This is a genomic window from Sphingomonas sp., from assembly GCF_004799495.1.
Lineage (GTDB): Bacteria > Pseudomonadota > Alphaproteobacteria > Sphingomonadales > Sphingomonadaceae > Sphingomonas.
Genome location: NZ_SSMY01000011.1, coordinates 306,254 through 324,535, shown reverse-complemented (window position 1 = coordinate 324,535; position 18,282 = coordinate 306,254). Strand labels below are relative to the sequence as shown.

The window sequence follows — 18,282 nt, the reverse complement described above, 5'->3', positions numbered from 1 at the left end:
TCCTTGTGATTGTCGGGAATGGCGACGAAGAGTAACGTTCCTGCATGTTCGCAGCGTTCCGCCGCCGCTATCTCGACGTGCTCGCGTCGATCTACATCTATAACGAGCACCGCGGGTACACGTCGATCGACCGCGTGCTGGAAGCGGTGCGGGTGCGCGCGCCCGACGACCATGTCTTCATCGCCGCGATCGAGAAACACCGCGCCGACGAGCGCAAGCATTACATGATGTTCCGCCGCTGGTTCGAATTGCAGGGTACGATGCCGCTCAAGGTCGACCGCGCGCTCGGCCATATCGACCGTTTCGTCGAGATCATCTTCGGGGTGACGATCGACGAGCTCGACACCCAAAAGGTGATCGATTCCCCCGATATGTTCGAGCGGCTGTGCCGCGTGATCATGCTGACCGAGATGCGCGGGATGTGGCAGGTCGAGAAGCTCTTGAAGTCGCCGCTGATCAAGCACGACCCGGTGATGCTGCGCATCTTCCGGATCGTCGAGAAGGACGAGCCGAGCCACTGGATGCCGTATCGCGACTGGCTGGCGCGGACCGGGCGGCGGCAGGCGAAATGGACCGAGCGGCTGACCGATTTCTGGATCCACCGCGAGTTGCTGTTTCTGAAAATCCCCTTCCTGTTCCTCAACCCGTGGCTGCCGCGCCGCACCGACTGGGCCGATGCGAACGAGAACGAGCCGGCGCCCAGGCCGCTCGTTGCCGCGTAACACCATGCGCATCCTGCTGACCGGATCGACGGGATGGCTCGGCCGCTATCTCGCGCCGATGCTGCGCGATGCCGCGCACGAGGTGACGGGGCTTGACGTCGCGCCGGGACCGGACACGCAGGTGGTGGGGACAGTCGCCGACCGCGCGCTGGTCGAGCGGACGATGCTGAGCCACGGGATCGAGGGCGTGATCCATGCGGCGGCGCTGCACAAGCCCGACATCGTGCGCTATCCGCGGCAGGCATTCGTCGACGTCAACGTGACGGGGACGCTCAACCTGCTCGAAGAAGCGGTCGCAGCGGGGGTCGAGCGGTTCGTGTTTACCTCGACTACGTCGCTTATGATCACCCAGGCGATCCGCGACGAAACGTCCGACGAAGCGGTGTGGCTGGACGAGACGAGCGGGCCGCTCAGCCCGCGCAATATCTACGGCGTGACGAAGCGCGCCGCCGAAGAGACGTGCCGGCTGGTGCATGCCGAGACCGGGTTGCCGGTGATCGTGCTCCGTACCGCGCGCTTCTTCCCCGAGGACGACGACACGCATCGCGACCTGTCGGGCGAGAACATGAAAGCGAACGAATTTCTCAACCGCCGCCTGACAGTCGCCGATTGCGCGGCGGCGCATGTCGCGGCGCTGGAACGGGCGCCGGAGGTCGGGTTCGGGACGTATATCGTCTCCGCGCCGACGCCGTTTGCGCGAGGTGACGCTGCCGAGCTGAAACGCGATGCGCGGGCGGTGATCGCGCGATATTTTCCGGATGCCGCGGAGCTTTACGCGGCGCGCGGCTGGTCGCTGCCGGCGAGCATCGGGCGGATCTACGATGCCGGGCTGATCGAGCGCGAGTTGGGCTTTCGCTGCGCAACCGACTTCGCGGCCGTTACCGCGGCGCTACGCGAAGGGCGCGAACATCCGTTCGAACACGACGCAAGCTACACCTCGCCCGCGCAACAAAATTCCTTTGTGGCTTGCGATTGAGCAACAAGCGAGTAGGGCGCGCAAGATGGCGGCTCCGCTCACCCTCTACGAAAAGATCTGGAACGCGCACGTCGTCGAGCGGCGCGACGACGGGACGTGCCTGATCTATATCGACCGGCATCTGGTACACGAAGTGACCAGCCCACAGGCATTCGAGGGGCTGCGCGCGGGCGGGCGCACGGTGCGGCGGCCCGATCTGACGCTGGCGGTGCCCGACCATAATTTGCCGACCACGCCCCGCGTTGACGCGACCGGCGCGCCGATCCCGATCGTCGATCCGGAGAGCGCCAACCAGCTCGAAGCGTTGCGCCGCAACGTCGCCGAGTTCGGCGTCCCCTATATCGATGCACTCGCCGCGGAGCAGGGGATCGTCCATGTCGTCGGGCCCGAACAGGGCTTCACGCTGCCGGGGACAACGCTCGTCTGCGGCGACAGCCATACCTCGGCGCACGGCGCGCTCGGCGCGTTGGCGTTCGGGATCGGCACCAGCGAGGTCGAGCATGTGCTGGCGACGCAGACGTTGTTGCTCCAGCAGTCGAAGACGATGGAAGTGCGCGTCGAGGGCGCGCTCGGTTTCGGCGTGTCGGCGAAGGATGTTGTGCTCGCGATCATCGGGCGGATCGGTGCTGCGGGCGGGACCGGCCATGTCGTCGAATATACCGGCGACACGATCCGCGGCCTCTCTATCGAGGGACGCCTGACCGTCGCCAACATGTCGATCGAAGGCGGCGCGCGCGCCGGGCTTATCGCACCCGATGACAAGACGTTCGAGTATCTGAAGGGCCGCCCGATGGTGCCGGGGGGCGACGAGTGGGACTGGGCAGTCGCGTGGTGGCGGACGCTGCCGAGCGATCCGGGCGCGCGCTACGACGCCACCGTCACCCTATCGGCAACCGACATCGCGCCCTCGCTGACGTGGGGCACCAGCCCCGAGGATGTCGTGCCGATCACCGGTGCCGTGCCCGACCCCGAAAGCTTCGCCGATCCGTCGAAGCGCATCGCCGCGCAGAAATCGCTCGATTACATGGGCCTGACCCCAGGCACAGCAATGCAGGACGTCGGGATCGAGCATGTCTTCATCGGCAGCTGCACCAACAGCCGGATCGAGGACCTGCGCGCCGCGGCTTCCGTCGCCAACGGCCGCCATGTCGCCGACGGCGTCCGCGCGCTGGTCGTTCCCGGTTCGGGCCTCGTCAAGCGGCAGGCAGAGGCCGAGGGGCTCGACCGCATCTTCCTGGCCGCCGGGTTCGAGTGGCGCGAGCCCGGATGCTCGATGTGCCTGGCAATGAACCCCGATAAAGTACCGGCTGGTCAGAGATGCGCTTCCACCTCGAACCGGAATTTCGTAGGACGGCAGGGGCCGGGCGCACGGACACATCTGGTTTCCCCGGCGATGGCGGCGGCGGCGGCGGTGATGGGCCGGTTGACCGACGTTAGAGAGTTGATGGGGGTTGAGTGATGAAACGCGTACTCGTTCTGCTGGTGATCGGTTCGGTCCTGAGCGGCGTGGCCGCCTATGCCGCGATGGCGACGCCCGTGCCGGCAGACAAGACGGCCAAGTGAACCCGGTCCGTCGGGTCGAAGGCCGCGCTTATCCGTGGGGCGCGAAGAACATCGACACCGACGTCATCATCCCGGCGCATTGGCTCAAGACGATTTCGCGCGCCGGGCTGGGCAAGGGCGCGTTCGAGACCGTTCGTAGCACACCCGGCAACATCTTCGACGATCCCCGCTACGCCAGCGCACCGATCCTGATCGCGGGCGACAATTTCGGCTGCGGGTCGAGCCGCGAGCATGCCGCCTGGGCGCTCAGGGACATGGGCATCGTCGCGGTGATCGCGCCGAGCTATTCGGATATCTTCTCGGGCAATGCGGTCAAGAACGGAATCGTGCCCGTGGTCCTGCCGCAGGACGCGATCGACCGGTTGGTCGAGGTGGCGCGCACCGACCAAATCACCGTCGATCTCGAGACGATGACCGTCACAACCCCCTTCCAGGATCGCTTCGAATTTTCGCTCGACCCGTTCCGCCGCCAATGCCTGATGGAAGGGCTGGACGAGATCGGGCTGACGCTGGCAAGGGATACCGCGATTTCGAAATACGAATCCGCGGTCGCTGCCGAGCGCCCGTGGCTCAGCCGGGAGACCAAGCATGCGGGCGTTGCTGTCGAAGGAACCGGGCGGCCCTGAAACGCTGGTGATGGACGAATTGCCTGATCCGGTCGCGGGTCCGGGTCAGGTGGTCGTCGCGGTCAAGGCGTGCAGCATCAATTACCCCGATGTGCTGATCATCGAGGACAAATATCAAATGAAGCCGCCGCGCCCGTTCGCGCCGGGCAGCGAAGTGTCGGGCGTGGTCGACAGCGTCGGCGAGGGTGTCACCAAGTTCAAACCCGGCGACCGCGTGTTGTGCACCACCGGATCGGGCGGACTGGTCGAAAAGGTCGCAGTGCCCGCGGCGAGTCTCTACCCGCTGCCCGACGGACGCACTTTCGAAGAGGGTGCGTCGCTAATCTTGACCTATGGCACGACGATCCATGCGTTGCTCGATCGCGGGCATTTGAAGGAAGGGCATTGCCTGCTCGTGCTCGGCGCGGCGGGCGGGGTCGGGCTGGCGGCGATCGAACTTGGCAAGGCGTTCGGCGCGCGCGTCGTCGCGGCGGTGTCGAGCGAGGAAAAGGCTGCGGCGTGCCGCGAGGCTGGCGCGGATGAGACGATCGTCTACGGCCGCGCGCCGTTCGACAAGGATCAGTCCAAGGCGCTCGCGGAAGCATTCAAGGCGGCAGGTGGCAAGACCGGCTACGACGTAATCTACGATCCGGTCGGCGGCGACTACGCCGAGCCGGCACTACGCTCTATCGGCTGGGAAGGGCGCTATTTGGTGGTCGGCTTCCCCGCCGGCATCCCGCGCCTGCCGCTCAACCTCACCTTGCTCAAGAGCTGCGACGTGTGCGGCGTGTTCTGGGGGGCCTTTGCAGCGCGCGACCCCAAGGCCAACGCCGCGCACATCGACCGGCTGTTCCGGCTGTGGAAGGACGGCAAGATCGCCCCGCGCGTCACCGAAAACTTCGCATTCGAGGACGGCGGCAAGGCGATCGCCAAGATGGCCGCGCGCGGCGCCATCGGGAAGCTCGTGGTGAAGGTGGCGGACTGACGGCCCTTCCCATAGCGCGCCCGCGACCTTATCTCCCAGGACATAATAACCGGCCGGGAGCGACCATGACCACTTTCGACGACCGCGAGCGCGCGCACGAAGCCAAGTTCGCCCGCGACGAGGAGATGGCGTTTCGCGTTGTCGCGCGGCGCAACAAATTACTCGGGCAATGGGCGGCGGGGCTGATGAAGCTGACGCCCGAAGAAGCCGATGCCTATTCGAAAGCAGTCGTCCATGCCGAATTCGAGGAAGCCGGTGACGAGGATGTCGTCCGCAAGCTGCTCGGCGACCTGACCGCGGCGGGGGTCGAGGTCGACGACGCGATGGTCAGGAAAGCGATAGACGATTACGCCGTCGAGGCGCGTCGCCAGCTGATGGAATCGCAATAATGCCGATGGCCGCGGCCGATATCGAAGCGCTGATCGTCTCGGGCATCCCCGATGCGCGAGTCGAGATCACCGATCTTGCCGGCGACGGCGACCATTATGCCGCGCGCGTCGTCAGCGCGTCGTTCGCCGGGATGCCGCGCGTTCGCCAGCATCAGGCCGTGTATGCCACGTTGGGCGACCGCATGGGTGGGGTGTTGCACGCGCTGCAGCTTACCACATCTGTCGAATAGGCGCCGCCGAGTGAAGGAGTTCTACCGATGACCGATCCCACCCACGACCGCATCGCCGGTATCGTCAACGGCGCCGACGTCATGCTGTTCATGAAGGGCACGCCGTTGTTTCCGCAATGCGGCTTTTCGAGCCGCGCCGTCGCGATTCTCCAGCATCTCGGCGTCGAGTTCGACAGCACCGACGTGCTGCAAGACCAGGAGGTGCGTCAGGGCATCAAGGCGTTCAGCGACTGGCCGACCATCCCGCAATTGTACGTCAAGGGCGAGTTCGTCGGCGGGTCCGACATCATGATGGAAATGTACGAAAGCGGCGAGCTCGCGCAACTCATGGCCGATCAGGGCGTTACGCACACGTAACCGATCGATCATGTAAGGCGTACGATGCTATACGAAGGCGAGCTGAAGCGCGGACCGGGGACGGGTCCGCTGATCCTCTGTGACCTGACGCAAAGCTACGCGCCCTCCGGCGGCGGCGGGATCAGTACGTACCTGCGCGAGAAGCGCGATTACGTGCTGACGCACACGCCGCATCACCTGCTGCAGATCGTGCCGGGGCCAGAGGACAGAATCACCGTCAACGGCCGCCACATCTTCGCGGAGGTCGGTGCGAAACCGGTGCACGGCAGCCCCAATTACCGTTTCATCCTGCGTACGAAGGTGGTGCGCGACATCCTGGCCAAGTACCGCCCGGACGTGATCGAGTCGCTGTGTCCGTGGGTGCTGCCCTGGACCGCGATCAATCACCGCAAGGCGTTTCCGGAAACCGCGCTGGTCGCCGGGTACCGCACCGATTTTCCCAATGCGCACGTCTATCGCGTGGGGAAGGAGAAGTTCGGCGAGCCAGTCGCGCGGGCGCTGCGCTGGCTGATCTACGGTTATGCCGAGATCACCTATCGCGAATTCGACTGGGTCTACACGCTGAGCGAGGACGCGCGCCAAGCGCTCGCCGCGCGCAAGGTCACGCGCACCGACGTGCTGCCGCTCGGTGTCGACACGAGCATGTTCTCGCCCGACAAGCGCGACCCGGTCTTTCGCCGCGAACTCGGCTTGGGCGGTACGGGGCCGCTGTTGATCTATGCCGGCCGGATCGACAACGAGAAGCGCGCCGATCGGCTGATCGCGATGTTCAAGAAATTGCCCGCCGATCTCGACGCGGCGATGGTGATGATGGGCGACGGCAAGCTGATGGCGCGGCTGCAGGCCGAAGCGAAGGGCTTGCCGATCGCCTTTCACGGTTTCGAGAAAGATCGTGCCGAGCTCGCCCGCGCGCTGGCATCGTCGGATCTCTACGTGTCGGCGATGGCGGACGAGACGTTCGGGATTTCAGTGATCGAGGCGCAAGCGTGTGGGCTGCCGGTGGTCGGCGTCGCATCGGGCGCGATGCCCGATCGCGTGCCGGCGGGGCTGGGGCTGCTCGGGCGTGTCGACGACACGACCGCGATGGCGGCGAACGTCGCTCAGCTGTGGCGCGGCGATCATCGCGCCGTCGGTGCCGCGGCGCGCGCGCACGTCGAGGCCAATTTCAGCTGGCGGCGGACCTTCGAGAATCTGTTCAACGACATCTACCCGCGCGCGATGATGCACGCCGCCGCGCGTGCGCGGTCGGGCCGAGGATGGCGCTACCGCAGTGGCATGCCGACCGACTCGATACCTGTCGCTGCCGAATAATTCTGGAAAAGCCGGGTGAGGGTGGACCGGCGCGAGATCGGGGGAGGCGCCGGTCCACCCTGCTGAAGCGGGAAACCGCTCGGGCACGCGATACGTTGCAGGGCGCGTGCCAAACGAAGCGCGGCGCGGTTTCCTGCGGCAGACGATGGTTAATGACCCGGCGCTGGCCTCGCGCGCTGTAAGTTTTTCCGACGATTTCAGGCACTTTCGGGGTGTCGATCGATCCCACTTGACCACAACCGTAATCGCTGCGATTACATACGTAGTCAAAGCGGGAGCGAATCGTGGCCGAACGAATCAGCGATGCCGAACATGCCGTGATGGAGGTGCTGTGGGATCAAAGCCCGCTCAGCGCCCAGGACGTCGCCGAGCGCGTCCCCGCCGAACGCGACTGGAGCGCCAACACCGTCAAGACGTTGCTCGGCCGGCTCCTCGCCAAGAACGTGATTTCGCACGAGGAAGAGGGGCGTCGCTACCTCTACCGCCCGATCGTCGCGCGCGAGGATTATGTCGCGGGTGAATCGCAGCGGCTGATCGACCGGCTGTTCGGCGGCAAGCTGACCCCGCTGGTCGCCCACCTCGCCGAGCGCGATCAGCTGACCGCGCAGGACATCGCCGAGATCGAAGCGCTGCTGAAGGATCTCAAGTCGTGATCGGCTGGGCGATCGAGGCATTGGTCGCCTCCGCCGTGCTGATGGCGATCGTGCTCGTCATCCGCGGCCCCGTTCGCCGCGCGTTCGGGCCGGGCATCGCCTACGCGCTGTGGGCGCTCCCGGCGATCCGCCTCGCGTTGCCGCCCTTGCCGCAGCTTCCCGCCTGGCGCGAAACCGCGGCGCCTGCGCTGGCGCAACGCGCGAGCGAAACGCTGACTGTCTACGTGATCGAGCCGCTCGGAGGCTCGGCCGTTGCGCCCACGTCCCTGTTTTCCTCGCTCGGTTTGCCCTTGGCCGTGCTGTGGGGCGTGGGCGCGGCGGCGTTCCTGTGCTGGCACGCGGTCAGCCACTGGCGTTTTTGCCGGCGGATGATCGCGGGCAGCACGCGAACCGAGCGCGCCGGCGCGGTCGAGGTGATCGAGACGGGCGCCGCTTCCGGCCCGCTCGCGTTCGGCATCTTCCGCCGCTACGTCGCGTTCCCGCGCGATTTCACCGAACGTTACGACGCCGAAGAGCGCGAGCTCGCGCTGCTCCACGAGCTCGGTCACCACCAGCGCGGCGATCTGGTCGCCAATTGGGTCGCGCTCGCGGTGCTCGCGCTGCACTGGTTCAACCCGCTCGCCTGGCGCGCTTTCCGCGCGTTCCGCAGCGACCAGGAAATGGCCAACGACGCCCGTGTGCTCGCCGGCCGTTCGGCGGTCGACCGTCACACCTATGCCTGCGCAATCGTCAAGGCCGCGCACGGCGGCGCCGTCTCCGCGGCGTGCCACCTCCACACGATAAACGACCTGAAAGGACGACTGAGAATGCTTACAACCGGACCGCGTTCGCGCGTCACCCGAGCACTGGGCGGTGCTGCCGTCGCTGCGCTGATGATCGGGGGGCTCGGCCTCACCGCGAGCGGCACCGCCGCCGCCGCCAGCGTGCGCGCCGGCGTGGAGAAAGCCACGGGCATCGATATCGCGCGGCTCGATGCGAAGTTGCAGACCGCGCCGCCCGCCCCCCCGGCAATGCCCGAAGGATCGGATTTGCCGGCACCCCCGGCGCCGCCCGCCGGGTTCGCGCCGCCCGAAGCGCCCAAGTCGCCGACGCGAGTGAAGAAGATCAAGATCATCAAGATCGACAAGGACGGCAAGACGATCAGCGAAGACGTGCGCGACCTGCCCGACATGCCCGACGTGGCGGTGATGCCCGACCTGCCGAACATGCCCGAGCTCAAGGACATGCCCGATATCCGCTCCGGCAACTGCATGCGCGGCAGGGGCGGCGACAAGGAAACCGTGGTGCGCAGGGTTGAGGGCGGCAAGCACGTCATGATCATCTGCACCGACCGCATCGAACGCATGGCGAGCCGCGCGGCGGATCAGGCGGTCCGCGCGCAGGACGTGCAGCGCCTGGCCTACGGCCGCGCGCTCGAAGGCTTGCGCCGCGCGCGCGAGCGAATGGCAAACGACAGCTCGCTGTCGGGCGACAAGCGCCGCGAAGCGCTCGAGGGGATCGACGAAGCGATCCGCGACATGGAAGCGGACATGGCCAAGCCCGATTGAGCGGGCCGGGGAGGGGAATGGGGCGGTGCCGGTCACGCATCGCCCCTGACCCCCACCCCCAAACCCTTGCCAAGGCGGGGGCCACGCGCCATTTCGCCCTGCGATGGATGAGCAACAGCCCGGCGTGCCGCAGGTCCTCGAACCGCTGGTGACACGGGTTCTAGCGAACAATCCGTCGCCGTTCACGCATACCGGCACGCAGACGCATCTGGTCGGGAAAACTGACCTCGCGGTGATCGATCCCGGCCCTGACGATCCCGCGCACATCGCCGCCTTGCTCGCCGCGATTGACGGCCGTCCCGTGACGGCGATCGTCATCACTCACACGCATCGCGACCACAGCCCCGGCGCCGCCCCGCTCAAGGCCGCGACCGGCGCGCCCATCGTCGGTTGCGCGCCGCTTGCGCTCGACGATCTCGGCCCACGCGCCGATGCCAGCTTCGACGCTGACTATGTACCCGATTCCGTGCTGGGCGAGGGTGACGGCGTTTGGGGCACGGGCTGGTCGCTGACCGCGCTCGCGACGCCCGGCCATACGAGCAACCACCTCGCGTTCGCGCTCCCTGAAACGAAGGCGCTGTTCACCGGCGACCATGTGATGGGCTGGTCGACCACCATTGTCTCGCCCCCCGACGGCAACATGGCGGCCTATATGGCGAGCCTCGCCAAGCTGCAGCACCGCGACGACCGCATCTATTATCCGGCGCACGGCGACCCGGTCGCCAAGCCGCAGCGGCTCGTGCGCGGGCTGATCGGGCACCGCAGGAAGCGCGAGGGACAGATCCTCCGTCTGCTCGCCACCGCGCCGCAGGCGATTCCGGCGATGGTCGCGAAAATGTATGTCGGGATCGACTCGCGCTTGCTCCCGGCCGCCGAGCGGTCGGTGCTCGCGCATCTGATTGAGCTGGAAGCGCGCGGCGCAGTGGCGAGGGACGTGGGAGGGTGGCGACTGCGCGGTTGATCGTCGCGCTGGCCGGACGCAAAACGATTTGATATCGTGCGCGGTAATATTCTTTTCGGGGGGAAAGATCATGGCCACTCTTGCCGAGCCGCTGCCGGAGCCGATGCCGACGCTGGGGCGCGATGACCGCTTTTTTCTGACGATGGCGCTGGTGATGATGGCGCTGGTTTTCACCGGCTTCAGCTTTCACCTCGCGATGGGACGGTCGACCTTCCATCGGCCGCTTTTGATCCACCTTCACGCGGTCACGTTCATGGGATGGATCGTGATTTACGTCCTCCAGAACATATTCGTTACTCGCGGGTCGATGGCGCTCCATCGCCGACTCGGCTGGATCGGCGCGGGATGGATCGCGGCGATGATCGTGCTCGGCACCGCGGTGACGGTCGGGATGGTGCAGCGAGGCGCGATACCGTTCTTCTTCTATCCGCTTAATTTCCTGATCTTCGATCCGATGACCGTGCTGACGTTCGCCGGGCTCACCTGGGCGGCGATCGCGATGCGGCGGCGGACCGACTGGCACCGGCGACTGCATTATTGCGGCACGGCGATGCTGATGGCGCCCGCGATCAGCCGGCTGTTGCCGTCGCCCTTGCTGATGCCGCGCGCGTACGAGGCGGCGTTCCTGCCGGTGTTGATCTTTCCGGCGATCGGCATCGTCGCCGATCTGCGCCGCGGCCGCCGAGTTCATCCGGCCTGGTGGTGCGGCGCTGCGGTCATGGCGTGTTCGATCATTGCTACCGAACTGCTGACCTTCAGCCCGGCCGGAACCGCGATCTACCGCGCGGTCACCGCAGGTACGCCGGGAGCCGCCGTTCCGCCACTCGCGTTCGGGTCGCCGCCGCCCGCGCCTTGATCCCACGGCTCGCGCGGGCCATTTGGCACGCATGGAACAGCATCCCAACCTGAAGGGCCTCGACCTGCGCGCCGAAATCGACCGGCTGCGGCAGGAGCGCAACGCGGTGATCCTCGCGCACTACTATCAGAAGCCCGAAATCCAGGACTTGGCCGATTTCGTCGGCGACAGCCTAGATTTGTCGAAGAAGGCGCAGGCGACCGACGCCGAGGTGATCGCGTTCTGTGGCGTGCGCTTCATGGCGGAGACAGCGAAGATCCTGTCGCCCGACAAGATCGTCGTGCTCCCCGACATGAACGCGGGTTGCTCCCTCGAGGACAGTTGCCCGCCAGACCAGTTCGCCGCGTTTCGCGCGCAGCATCCGGATGCGATCGCGTTGACCTACATCAACTGCTCGACCGAGGTGAAGGCGCTCAGCGACATCATCGTCACCAGTTCGTCGGCGGAAAAGATCCTGAGCCAGATCCCCAAGGACCGGAAGATCATCTTCGGCCCCGACAAGAATCTCGGCGGCTATCTAGCGCGCAAGACCGGGCGCGAGATGCTGTTGTGGCCCGGCGTGTGCATCGTGCACGAGGCGTTCAGCGAAACCGAATTGCTCAAGCTTCAGGGGCAACACCCCGGCGCGCCGATCGCCGCGCACCCCGAATGCCCGCCGTATATCCTCGACCATGCCGATTATGTCGGCTCGACCAGCGGCATCCTGAAGTTCGCCGGGGAGATGGCCGGCGACACGCTGATCGTCGCGACCGAGCCGCACATCATCCACCAAATGGAGCGCGCGGCGCCCGACAAGCATTTCATCGGCGCACCGGGCGCGGACGGTAACTGCAACTGCAACATCTGCCCGTACATGGCGCTGAACACGATGGAGAAACTATACGTCGCGCTGCGCGATCTGGAGCCGCGCATCGAGATCGAAGAAGGCTTGCGGCTGCGCGCGAAGAAGAGCCTAGACGCGATGCTAGCGATGGCGAGCGGGACCGTGGGAATGGGGGATTTGGGGCCGGTCAGGGTGACGGGGGATTGAACCTCTGACCACCCACAAAGCGGCACGGCATGTGCGCGCGGCGATCGCCAAGGGCACAATGTAAGGAGTTATAACATGCTGATCGATATCTACCGGAGCGCTAGTCACGGCGACAAATATCTAGCGGTTCCTGCAAACAGCGACGTTACAAAGGTCTCTCTTCCGGCCGGTACTGATCCCGATTATCATCAGGTTCGCCCATTTCCTCGGCAAGTGGATTTCAATCCGGGTGAAAACAGGATCGCGGTCGATAGCGATCAGGTCATCGCTGACATTCAAGATCATGGATATGCGCTTTTTGGCGCAACCATAACGTTCAAGATTGGATAGAACCCGCGGCTTAACGTTCCAACCGCCCGTCCTTCAGCGCTTTCGCCTCGAACGGAAACAGCACGTCCGGATCGGGCGCCTCGACCGTCTTTGCCACCTCGTCCGGCGCCAGATGCCGCAGCACATGCCGGATCACCGCCTTGTGCGCCTTCTTCTTGTGGTCCGCCCGCACGCAAATCCACGGCGCGATCGCGCTGTTAGTCGCCAATAGCATCGCGTCGCGCGCTTTCGTGTAATCGTCCCATTTGTCCTGCGCGACGGCGTCGAGCGGGGAGCGTTTGAGCGCCTTGAGCGGGTTGGTCGCGCGGTCGCCGAGCCGTTCCTTCTGCTCGGTCTTGGTGATGTCGAGCCACAATTTGACGATCTTGATCCCGCTTTCGACCAGCATCCGTTCGAAATCGGGGACGTCCTTCAGGAACTGTGCCTGTTCCTCGGGTGTGGAGAAGCCGTTGACCACCTCCACCCCGGCGCGGTTGTACCAGCTGCGGTTGAAGATCACGAGCTCGCCCGCTGCGGGGAGCTGCGCGACGTAACGCTGGAAATACCATTGCGATTTCTCGCGGTCGCTCGGCTTGGGCAATGCGACGACGCGGGTCGAGCGCACCGAGAGGTGCTCGGTCAGCGCCTTGATCGTCCCGTCCTTGCCCGCCGCGTCGCGCCCCTCGAGCACGATGATCGTGCGCTCGCCGGTCTTGGCGTGCGCGAGCTGCATCTGGACCAGTCCGAGCTGGAGCTTCTTGCCGCCGTCCTTCTTCGCCATGCGCGCACTCCGTCTTGGTATTTTATACCTGCCGTTCGCATCGAGCGAAGTCGAGATGCATTCCCCCGTCGGCGTGTCTCGACTTCGCTCGACACGAACGGATAGGATGGGGCCGTGAACAGTTTGATCTCCCGCCGCGAGGCGACCGCCGCGTTGGGCGCGCTCGCCGCGGCACCCGTGCTCGCCAAGCCGCCGCGCACCGACTGGCACGCGCTCGCCGCCGATGTGAAGGCGGAGATGAAATGGGCGTGGGCCAACTATCGCGAACGTGCCTGGGGCAAGGACGATTTCCTGCCGGTGAGCGGCGGCAGCCGCAGCTTCCCGCTCAAGATCCATCATCTGGGACTGTCGCTGATCGAGGCGATGGATACGTTGTGGGTGATGGGGCTCGACCAGGAGTTCGCCGATGCGCTGGCGTGGGTGAAGGCCAATGCCGATTTCGACGTCGATGGCGAGGTGTCGGTGTTCGAGACCGAGATCCGCCTCGTCGGCGGGTTGCTCTCGGCGCATCATGCGTGCGGCGATCCGGCGCTGCTGGCGAAGGCGCGCGACCTCGCCGACCGGCTGCTCCCGGCGTTCGATACGCCGACGGGGATGCCGTATCGCTACGTCAACCTGCGGACGAAGGCGGTGCGCGATCCCGCGACCAATCCGGCTGAGTGCGGGACGCACATCGCCGAGCTCGGCACGCTGTCGAAGCTGACCGGCGACCCGAAATATTACGAAGCGGCCAAGCGCGCGCTGACCGCGATGTACCAGCGCCGCAGCAAGATCGGGCTGCTTGCCGACAAGATCGACGTGCGCACTAGCCAATGGCTCAGCCGCCGCGCCTCGATCGCGCCGCCGTGCGACAGCTATTACGAATATTGCTGGGACGGGTGGCAGCTGTTCGGCGACCGTGACTGCAAGCGGATGTACGACGCGCTGACCGCAGCAATCGTGCAGCATCAGGTGCAGCATATCGGCGGGCATCTGTGGTTCGTCGATGTCGATTTCGAAACGGGCGCGCGACTGACGACCGAGCAGGACGAGCTCGCCAGTTTCTATGGCGGGCTACTAGCGCAGGGCGGCGCGGGGGCAATCGGCGCGACTTATACGCGCGCCTGGGCGAGCGTACAGGACAAGTTCGGCATCTTGCCCGAAGGCTACGAGCCGGCGACGGGTAAGCCGACCGCCGTCACCAACGCCCTCCGCCCCGAACTCGCCGACGCGGCGTTCAACCACTGGCTGCTCGACCGCCGGCCCGAATGGCGCGAGTTGAGCCGCACGCATTACCTCAACATGAAACGCTGGAACCGTGCGCCATACGGCTACACCGACATGGCCGACGTCACGACAAAGCGCCAAGCCGATTACTGCCCGGGCTATTGGTGGTCCGAGCAGATGAAATATTACTACCTGCTGTTCAGCGACACGCCGCGATTCAACTACCGCGACAACTACCTGTCGACCGAGGGCAACGTGCTGCGCGGGTTCATTCGATCGGCAGGTTGAACACCAGTTCGCGGACGAACCGCCCCGGGGGCGAGCCGTGCGCGAGGACGGCGTCGTTGTAGGTCTTGAGGTCGAACTTCGCGCCCCAGCGGCGCTTTGCTTCCTCGCGCATCGCCATATGCTCCTCGTAGCCCGAGAAATAGCTGAGCAATTGCGTCGACGACAGGCTGGCGCGGACCCATTTGCCTGCCGCCTCGCGCTCCTGCTGGAACGCGCCGTGCATCATCAGGTCCATCGCCTGGTCGCGAGTCATTCCCTCGGTCTGGATGCCGATGTCTAGCAGGGTGTTGGTGATTGACCGCAGCCGCATCTTGAGCACGGTCAGCTTGAACAACGGATCGCCGTTCAGATAGCCCTCATCGGCCATCATCCCCTCGCCGTACACCGCCCAGCCTTCGACGAACGGGCCCGACGACAGCACCGCGCGCAGCACCGACTTGTCCTTGTTCGAATGGTCGATCTGCAGCCAATGCCCCGGCATCGCTTCGTGGATGCTGAGGTCGTGGATCATGTAGCTGTTATATTCGCGCAGGAACGAGGTCGCCTGCGCGTCGGTCCAGTCGTCGGGGATCGGCGAGATCGCGAAGAAGGTGTCCTGGCCCTTGTCGAGCGCGCCCGGGCTGTCGCAATAGGCCACCGCATTGCCCTGCTGGAACTTGGGCATGGTGATGATCTTCACCGGCGCGGTTGGCATCGTGACGAGGTCCTTCGCGCGGACGAAATCGCTCGCGCTGGCGAGGGTCGCCTTGGCAGCGTCCATCAGGCCGTCGCGCGTCGGGCGCTTGGCGTAGGTGAGGTCGAGCGCCGCCTCGATCGCCTTTTGCTGCTCGGCGGCGGTCGGGTTGGCGGGGAGCGGCCCAGACAGCACCTCGCCGGCGAGCGCATACATTTCGGCGCGGGTCGCGGCGGCGGCGGCGGTCGCCTTCGCCTTCAGCTCGATCCTCGTGATGTCGGAGACGAGCGCGAATTTCATCTTCTGGTCGTAGAGCTTCGCGCCGAGCCGGAAGTCGCCCTTCGCCGCCGGGACCAAGGTCTTGTCGAGCCACACCTGCTGATCGGCGACCGCGGCCTTCAGCTTCGTCAGCGCCGCATCGAACCGTGCGCGGTCCGCGCCCGACAGCTCGCCGGCGTGCGGCGCGAGCATACCTTCGGCGATCTCGACGATGCCGCTATTCTGCTTCGAGACTGTGGATGCGTAGATCGCCGGCACCTTCGCCGCGGCCAGTTGCTTGCGGCTCTCGAGCAGGAACGCGGGCAGCGCCTCCATCCGCGCGGTCGCCGCGCGCAGCCGCTGCGGCCATGGCGCGAAATCGCGCGCCGCCAGCGTGTAGAGCGCGCCTGCCGCCGCATCGTTGTAGTTCTGCGCGTTCCACAACCAGCTCTTGAGCACGGTCAGGTCCCACAAATCGAATTCGAGCTGGTTCTTGAGCAGCAGGTAATCGACCTTATTGTCGCGGCTCAGCGCCTTGAAATCGACCGTGCGCAGGTTGCCTAGCATGGCCTGCTCGAACGCGATCTGGTTGCCGCGCCCACGCGGCGTGATGTCGGGCAGTTTGTCGTCGAAGCGGTGATCGCCGAGCTGCGTGCCGTAGCCCGGCTGGAACCGCGCGATGCTGTCGATGTAGCGCTTCGAGATCGCCGCGAATTGCGCGCTGGCGTTGACCTTCTTGACCGCGGCCGGCGTGGTGGCGGGAACGGTCGCGCCGAGCGTAGCGGCGGCGGCGAGCAGCAGGATGGCGGTGCGGCGCATGAATGATCCCCTCTTGTTTGGGGAGCTTTCTAGAGCGCGACGGCCATCTCCGCCAGCTTGGCGACGGTGTTCATGTTGCGCGCGGTGCCGGCCTTGGCGGCGGGAATGACGAGCTTCGACTGACCCATGCCATGGTCGGTGTAGCGGACGTAAATCTCGCGCTTGCCGAGCTTCACTTCCTCGCCGTCGATGTGACGCGCCTCGTCAATCGCGTCCTTGGGCGGCGCGGCGTCGAGCAGGATCGCGACGACGCGGTTGCCCGGTGCCTTCGCGAACGGATTGGCCTTGGCGATTGCCGCCATCTCGCTTGCGGTGCGCACCATCACACCGACCGGCTTGCCGGCGTAAGCGTGCATCGCCTTTTCGAGCGCGGCCTTGACCGCTTTCTCGCTCTTGCCGCTGGTGAAAACGACGTTGCCGCTTGCGATATAAGTCTTCACCTTCTCGAAGCCGGCCTCCTCGCACATCGCGACGAGTTCGGTCATCGGCAGCTTGCCGGTGCCGCCGACGTTGACGGCGCGGAGCAGGGCGACATAGGCGGTCATCCGGCGATGCTAGGTCGATCGCGCCGCGTCGGCAATCGCGATAGACTGTCGCCATGACCATGCGATTCGCCGGGATGCTGGCTTTCCTCTTCGTCTTGTGGGCGCCGGCGGCGCGTGCCGAAGATTCGCCGTATCGCTATTGCCGGATCGATGCTGGCGGGACGTCTCTCGTCCGCACGACATCGTCCGACGGCGCATTCGTCTATCAGGCGGCGTGGGGCGGGATCGTGCCGGGCAAGCGGCGGCGGTTCGAGGGCTATGTCGGCTGGCATGGCGCGCCATCGGCACCGCCCGAACTCCAGATCATCCAGGCGAACGGATGGTTCGATGACGAATTGACGATACCCGAAGGGTCGCGTGGCGTGCTCGATGGCGGATCTGACGCCGCGGCCTTTGCCGCCGACGCCGATCCGAAGCAGGACCTGATCATCTACCGGTTCGACCTGCCGACGGTGCTCGACCGGTTTCCCGGCGAGCGCCGGTTGCGGTTCCGCGTGTACGCCAAGGGTAGCACGATCCCGCGGGCCACGCTGACGATCGACCTGGAAGCCGCGCGCCGTGCAAAGGCCGCCGCGGTTCCGGCGGACGTCAAGATGACGGGCGCGGCCTGTGTGGCGCAGTCGACCGGACTTCCCGAGCCGATCGATCCCGGTCAATTCACCGATTGTTCGGCGACCATCGGCTCGGCCATGGTGAACTACACGCCATGGGCCGGCCATTATGCGACGAAGATCGATCTCGCGCCCGGCATCGAATTGGCGATCTCCAGCTGGCCCTATGCCAACGGCACGCGCGGTTTTTCGTTACCCTGGTTTCGCAATGTTCTCCGGTCTCCCTTTGACGGAGCGTTACCGGCCACGCTTCAGGTGATCATCGCGGACAAGGATGCCGACCCCGACCGAACGACATTCGCGCTGGTGGGCGCGTCGGGGCGAGTCGTCCTGCCCTGGCTTCCGGCGGCACCCGACTGGCGCAAGGTGCTGGCGCTCGATGCCGCCGGTCCGCTGAAGCTCGAGATCATCGACAAGTCCGGCAAGGTCATGCGGAGCGTCGACGTGCCGCCGGGTGCGCTCGCGTCGATCGGGCCGTCGCTCGCTCGCCTGGCCGATCAAACCGAGCTTTGGCTGACCAAGCCGATGCTCTATTGCAAGCCCCCGGAGCCCATCGTCATCACGTGACGTTTCGGCTGTCGCGCCGGGCCTGCTCTGCTACCACCGC

20 protein-coding genes are annotated in these 18,282 nt (G+C 65.7%); 17 read left to right on the top strand and 3 right to left on the bottom strand.

Annotated elements, in window-relative coordinates:
- Nucleotides 1–44 precede the first annotated feature (44 nt).
- The 15 genes from E7773_RS12980 (at nt 45) to E7773_RS12910 (ending at nt 12,515) form a co-directional block, all read left to right on the top strand.
- Complete coding sequence (locus E7773_RS12980) at nt 45–722, top strand: ferritin-like domain-containing protein (protein WP_293991975.1); 678 nt, start codon at nt 45–47, stop codon at nt 720–722.
- Between the two features lie 4 nt (nt 723–726).
- On the top strand, nt 727–1,698 hold the full coding sequence (locus tag E7773_RS12975; RefSeq protein ID WP_293992309.1) for an NAD(P)-dependent oxidoreductase: 972 nt from the start codon (nt 727–729) through the stop codon (nt 1,696–1,698).
- A gap of 25 nt (nt 1,699–1,723) precedes the next feature.
- Nucleotides 1,724–3,157 (top strand): 3-isopropylmalate dehydratase large subunit, encoded by a 1,434-nt coding sequence (leuC, locus tag E7773_RS12970; protein ID WP_293991972.1) that lies wholly within the window; start codon nt 1,724–1,726, stop codon nt 3,155–3,157.
- 100 nt (nt 3,158–3,257) lie between these two features.
- Nucleotides 3,258–3,887 (top strand): 3-isopropylmalate dehydratase small subunit, encoded by a 630-nt coding sequence (gene leuD, locus E7773_RS12965; RefSeq protein ID WP_293991970.1) that lies wholly within the window; start codon nt 3,258–3,260, stop codon nt 3,885–3,887.
- On the top strand, nt 3,850–4,851 hold the full coding sequence (locus E7773_RS12960) for an NADPH:quinone oxidoreductase family protein (protein WP_293991967.1): 1,002 nt from the start codon (nt 3,850–3,852) through the stop codon (nt 4,849–4,851). Before leuD ends, E7773_RS12960 begins: the two co-directional genes overlap by 38 nt.
- Nucleotides 4,852–4,916: 65 nt before the next feature.
- Nucleotides 4,917–5,240: a DUF1476 domain-containing protein gene (locus tag E7773_RS12955; protein ID WP_293991965.1), complete on the top strand. Its 324-nt coding sequence runs from the start codon at nt 4,917–4,919 to the stop codon at nt 5,238–5,240.
- The gene (locus tag E7773_RS12950) at nt 5,240–5,470 is read left to right on the top strand and encodes a BolA family transcriptional regulator (protein ID WP_293991962.1); all 231 of its coding nucleotides are present in this window, start codon (nt 5,240–5,242) and stop codon (nt 5,468–5,470) included. Before E7773_RS12955 ends, E7773_RS12950 begins: the two co-directional genes overlap by 1 nt.
- A gap of 27 nt (nt 5,471–5,497) precedes the next feature.
- A complete protein-coding gene (gene grxD, locus E7773_RS12945) occupies nt 5,498–5,827 on the top strand; it encodes a Grx4 family monothiol glutaredoxin (protein WP_293991960.1) in 330 nt (109 codons plus the stop codon).
- 24 nt (nt 5,828–5,851) lie between these two features.
- Nucleotides 5,852–7,138 carry a glycosyltransferase gene (locus E7773_RS12940; RefSeq protein ID WP_293991957.1) on the top strand — a complete coding sequence of 429 codons (1,287 nt, stop codon included), beginning with the start codon at nt 5,852–5,854 and terminating at the stop codon, nt 7,136–7,138.
- Nucleotides 7,139–7,422: 284 nt separating this feature from the next.
- Nucleotides 7,423–7,791 (top strand): BlaI/MecI/CopY family transcriptional regulator, encoded by a 369-nt coding sequence (locus tag E7773_RS12935; protein ID WP_293991954.1) that lies wholly within the window; start codon nt 7,423–7,425, stop codon nt 7,789–7,791.
- Nucleotides 7,788–9,338 carry a M56 family metallopeptidase gene (locus E7773_RS12930; protein WP_293991952.1) on the top strand — a complete coding sequence of 517 codons (1,551 nt, stop codon included), beginning with the start codon at nt 7,788–7,790 and terminating at the stop codon, nt 9,336–9,338. The genes E7773_RS12935 and E7773_RS12930 overlap by 4 nt, the downstream gene beginning before the upstream one ends.
- Before the next feature lie 103 nt (nt 9,339–9,441).
- Entirely contained in the window at nt 9,442–10,299 is an 858-nt protein-coding gene (locus E7773_RS12925) for an MBL fold metallo-hydrolase (RefSeq protein WP_293991950.1), read from the top strand.
- A 70-nt stretch (nt 10,300–10,369) separates the two neighbouring features.
- Nucleotides 10,370–11,155 carry a hypothetical protein gene (locus E7773_RS12920; protein ID WP_293991947.1) on the top strand — a complete coding sequence of 262 codons (786 nt, stop codon included), beginning with the start codon at nt 10,370–10,372 and terminating at the stop codon, nt 11,153–11,155.
- Nucleotides 11,156–11,186: 31 nt separating this feature from the next.
- Nucleotides 11,187–12,185 (top strand): quinolinate synthase NadA, encoded by a 999-nt coding sequence (gene nadA, locus E7773_RS12915; protein ID WP_293991945.1) that lies wholly within the window; start codon nt 11,187–11,189, stop codon nt 12,183–12,185.
- A gap of 75 nt (nt 12,186–12,260) precedes the next feature.
- Complete coding sequence (locus E7773_RS12910; protein WP_293991943.1) at nt 12,261–12,515, top strand: hypothetical protein; 255 nt, start codon at nt 12,261–12,263, stop codon at nt 12,513–12,515.
- A gap of 10 nt (nt 12,516–12,525) precedes the next feature.
- Here E7773_RS12910 and ppk2 read toward each other — a convergent pair whose 3' ends face one another.
- Nucleotides 12,526–13,275 carry a polyphosphate kinase 2 gene (ppk2, locus tag E7773_RS12905; protein WP_293991940.1) on the bottom strand — a complete coding sequence of 250 codons (750 nt, stop codon included), beginning with the start codon at nt 13,273–13,275 and terminating at the stop codon, nt 12,526–12,528.
- Between the two features lie 114 nt (nt 13,276–13,389).
- Here ppk2 and E7773_RS12900 point away from each other — a divergent pair, with 114 nt between their 5' ends.
- Complete coding sequence (locus tag E7773_RS12900; protein WP_293991938.1) at nt 13,390–14,769, top strand: glycoside hydrolase family 47 protein; 1,380 nt, start codon at nt 13,390–13,392, stop codon at nt 14,767–14,769.
- Here the strand turns inward: E7773_RS12900 and E7773_RS12895 are convergent.
- Both E7773_RS12895 and E7773_RS12890 read right to left on the bottom strand, forming a co-directional pair.
- Entirely contained in the window at nt 14,750–16,519 is a 1,770-nt protein-coding gene (locus E7773_RS12895; RefSeq protein ID WP_293991936.1) for a DUF885 domain-containing protein, read from the bottom strand. The two genes, E7773_RS12900 and E7773_RS12895, sit on opposite strands and share 20 nt — an antisense overlap.
- A gap of 29 nt (nt 16,520–16,548) precedes the next feature.
- Complete coding sequence (locus E7773_RS12890) at nt 16,549–17,064, bottom strand: DUF1697 domain-containing protein (RefSeq protein WP_293991934.1); 516 nt, start codon at nt 17,062–17,064, stop codon at nt 16,549–16,551.
- Between the two features lie 53 nt (nt 17,065–17,117).
- Here E7773_RS12890 and E7773_RS12885 point away from each other — a divergent pair, with 53 nt between their 5' ends.
- A complete protein-coding gene (locus E7773_RS12885) occupies nt 17,118–18,242 on the top strand; it encodes a hypothetical protein (RefSeq protein ID WP_293991931.1) in 1,125 nt (374 codons plus the stop codon).
- The last annotated feature ends 40 nt before the right edge of the window (nt 18,243–18,282 follow it).

Bases quoted from the DNA above. Each gene is read 5' to 3' on its own strand.
- E7773_RS12980 (WP_293991975.1), top strand. From the start codon at position 45: ATGTTCGCAGCGTTCCGCCGCCGCTATCTCGACGTGCTCGCGTCGATC.
- E7773_RS12975 (WP_293992309.1), top strand. From the start codon at position 727: ATGCGCATCCTGCTGACCGGATCGACGGGATGGCTCGGCCGCTATCTC.
- leuC (WP_293991972.1), top strand. From the start codon at position 1,724: ATGGCGGCTCCGCTCACCCTCTACGAAAAGATCTGGAACGCGCACGTC.
- E7773_RS12960 (WP_293991967.1), top strand. From the start codon at position 3,850: ATGCGGGCGTTGCTGTCGAAGGAACCGGGCGGCCCTGAAACGCTGGTG.
- E7773_RS12955 (WP_293991965.1), top strand. From the start codon at position 4,917: ATGACCACTTTCGACGACCGCGAGCGCGCGCACGAAGCCAAGTTCGCC.
- E7773_RS12950 (WP_293991962.1), top strand. From the start codon at position 5,240: ATGCCGATGGCCGCGGCCGATATCGAAGCGCTGATCGTCTCGGGCATC.
- grxD (WP_293991960.1), top strand. From the start codon at position 5,498: ATGACCGATCCCACCCACGACCGCATCGCCGGTATCGTCAACGGCGCC.
- E7773_RS12940 (WP_293991957.1), top strand. From the start codon at position 5,852: ATGCTATACGAAGGCGAGCTGAAGCGCGGACCGGGGACGGGTCCGCTG.
- E7773_RS12925 (WP_293991950.1), top strand. From the start codon at position 9,442: ATGGATGAGCAACAGCCCGGCGTGCCGCAGGTCCTCGAACCGCTGGTG.
- E7773_RS12920 (WP_293991947.1), top strand. From the start codon at position 10,370: ATGGCCACTCTTGCCGAGCCGCTGCCGGAGCCGATGCCGACGCTGGGG.
- nadA (WP_293991945.1), top strand. From the start codon at position 11,187: ATGGAACAGCATCCCAACCTGAAGGGCCTCGACCTGCGCGCCGAAATC.
- E7773_RS12910 (WP_293991943.1), top strand. From the start codon at position 12,261: ATGCTGATCGATATCTACCGGAGCGCTAGTCACGGCGACAAATATCTA.
- ppk2 (WP_293991940.1), bottom strand. From the start codon at position 13,275: ATGGCGAAGAAGGACGGCGGCAAGAAGCTCCAGCTCGGACTGGTCCAG.
- E7773_RS12895 (WP_293991936.1), bottom strand. From the start codon at position 16,519: ATGCGCCGCACCGCCATCCTGCTGCTCGCCGCCGCCGCTACGCTCGGC.
- E7773_RS12890 (WP_293991934.1), bottom strand. From the start codon at position 17,064: ATGACCGCCTATGTCGCCCTGCTCCGCGCCGTCAACGTCGGCGGCACC.
- E7773_RS12885 (WP_293991931.1), top strand. From the start codon at position 17,118: ATGACCATGCGATTCGCCGGGATGCTGGCTTTCCTCTTCGTCTTGTGG.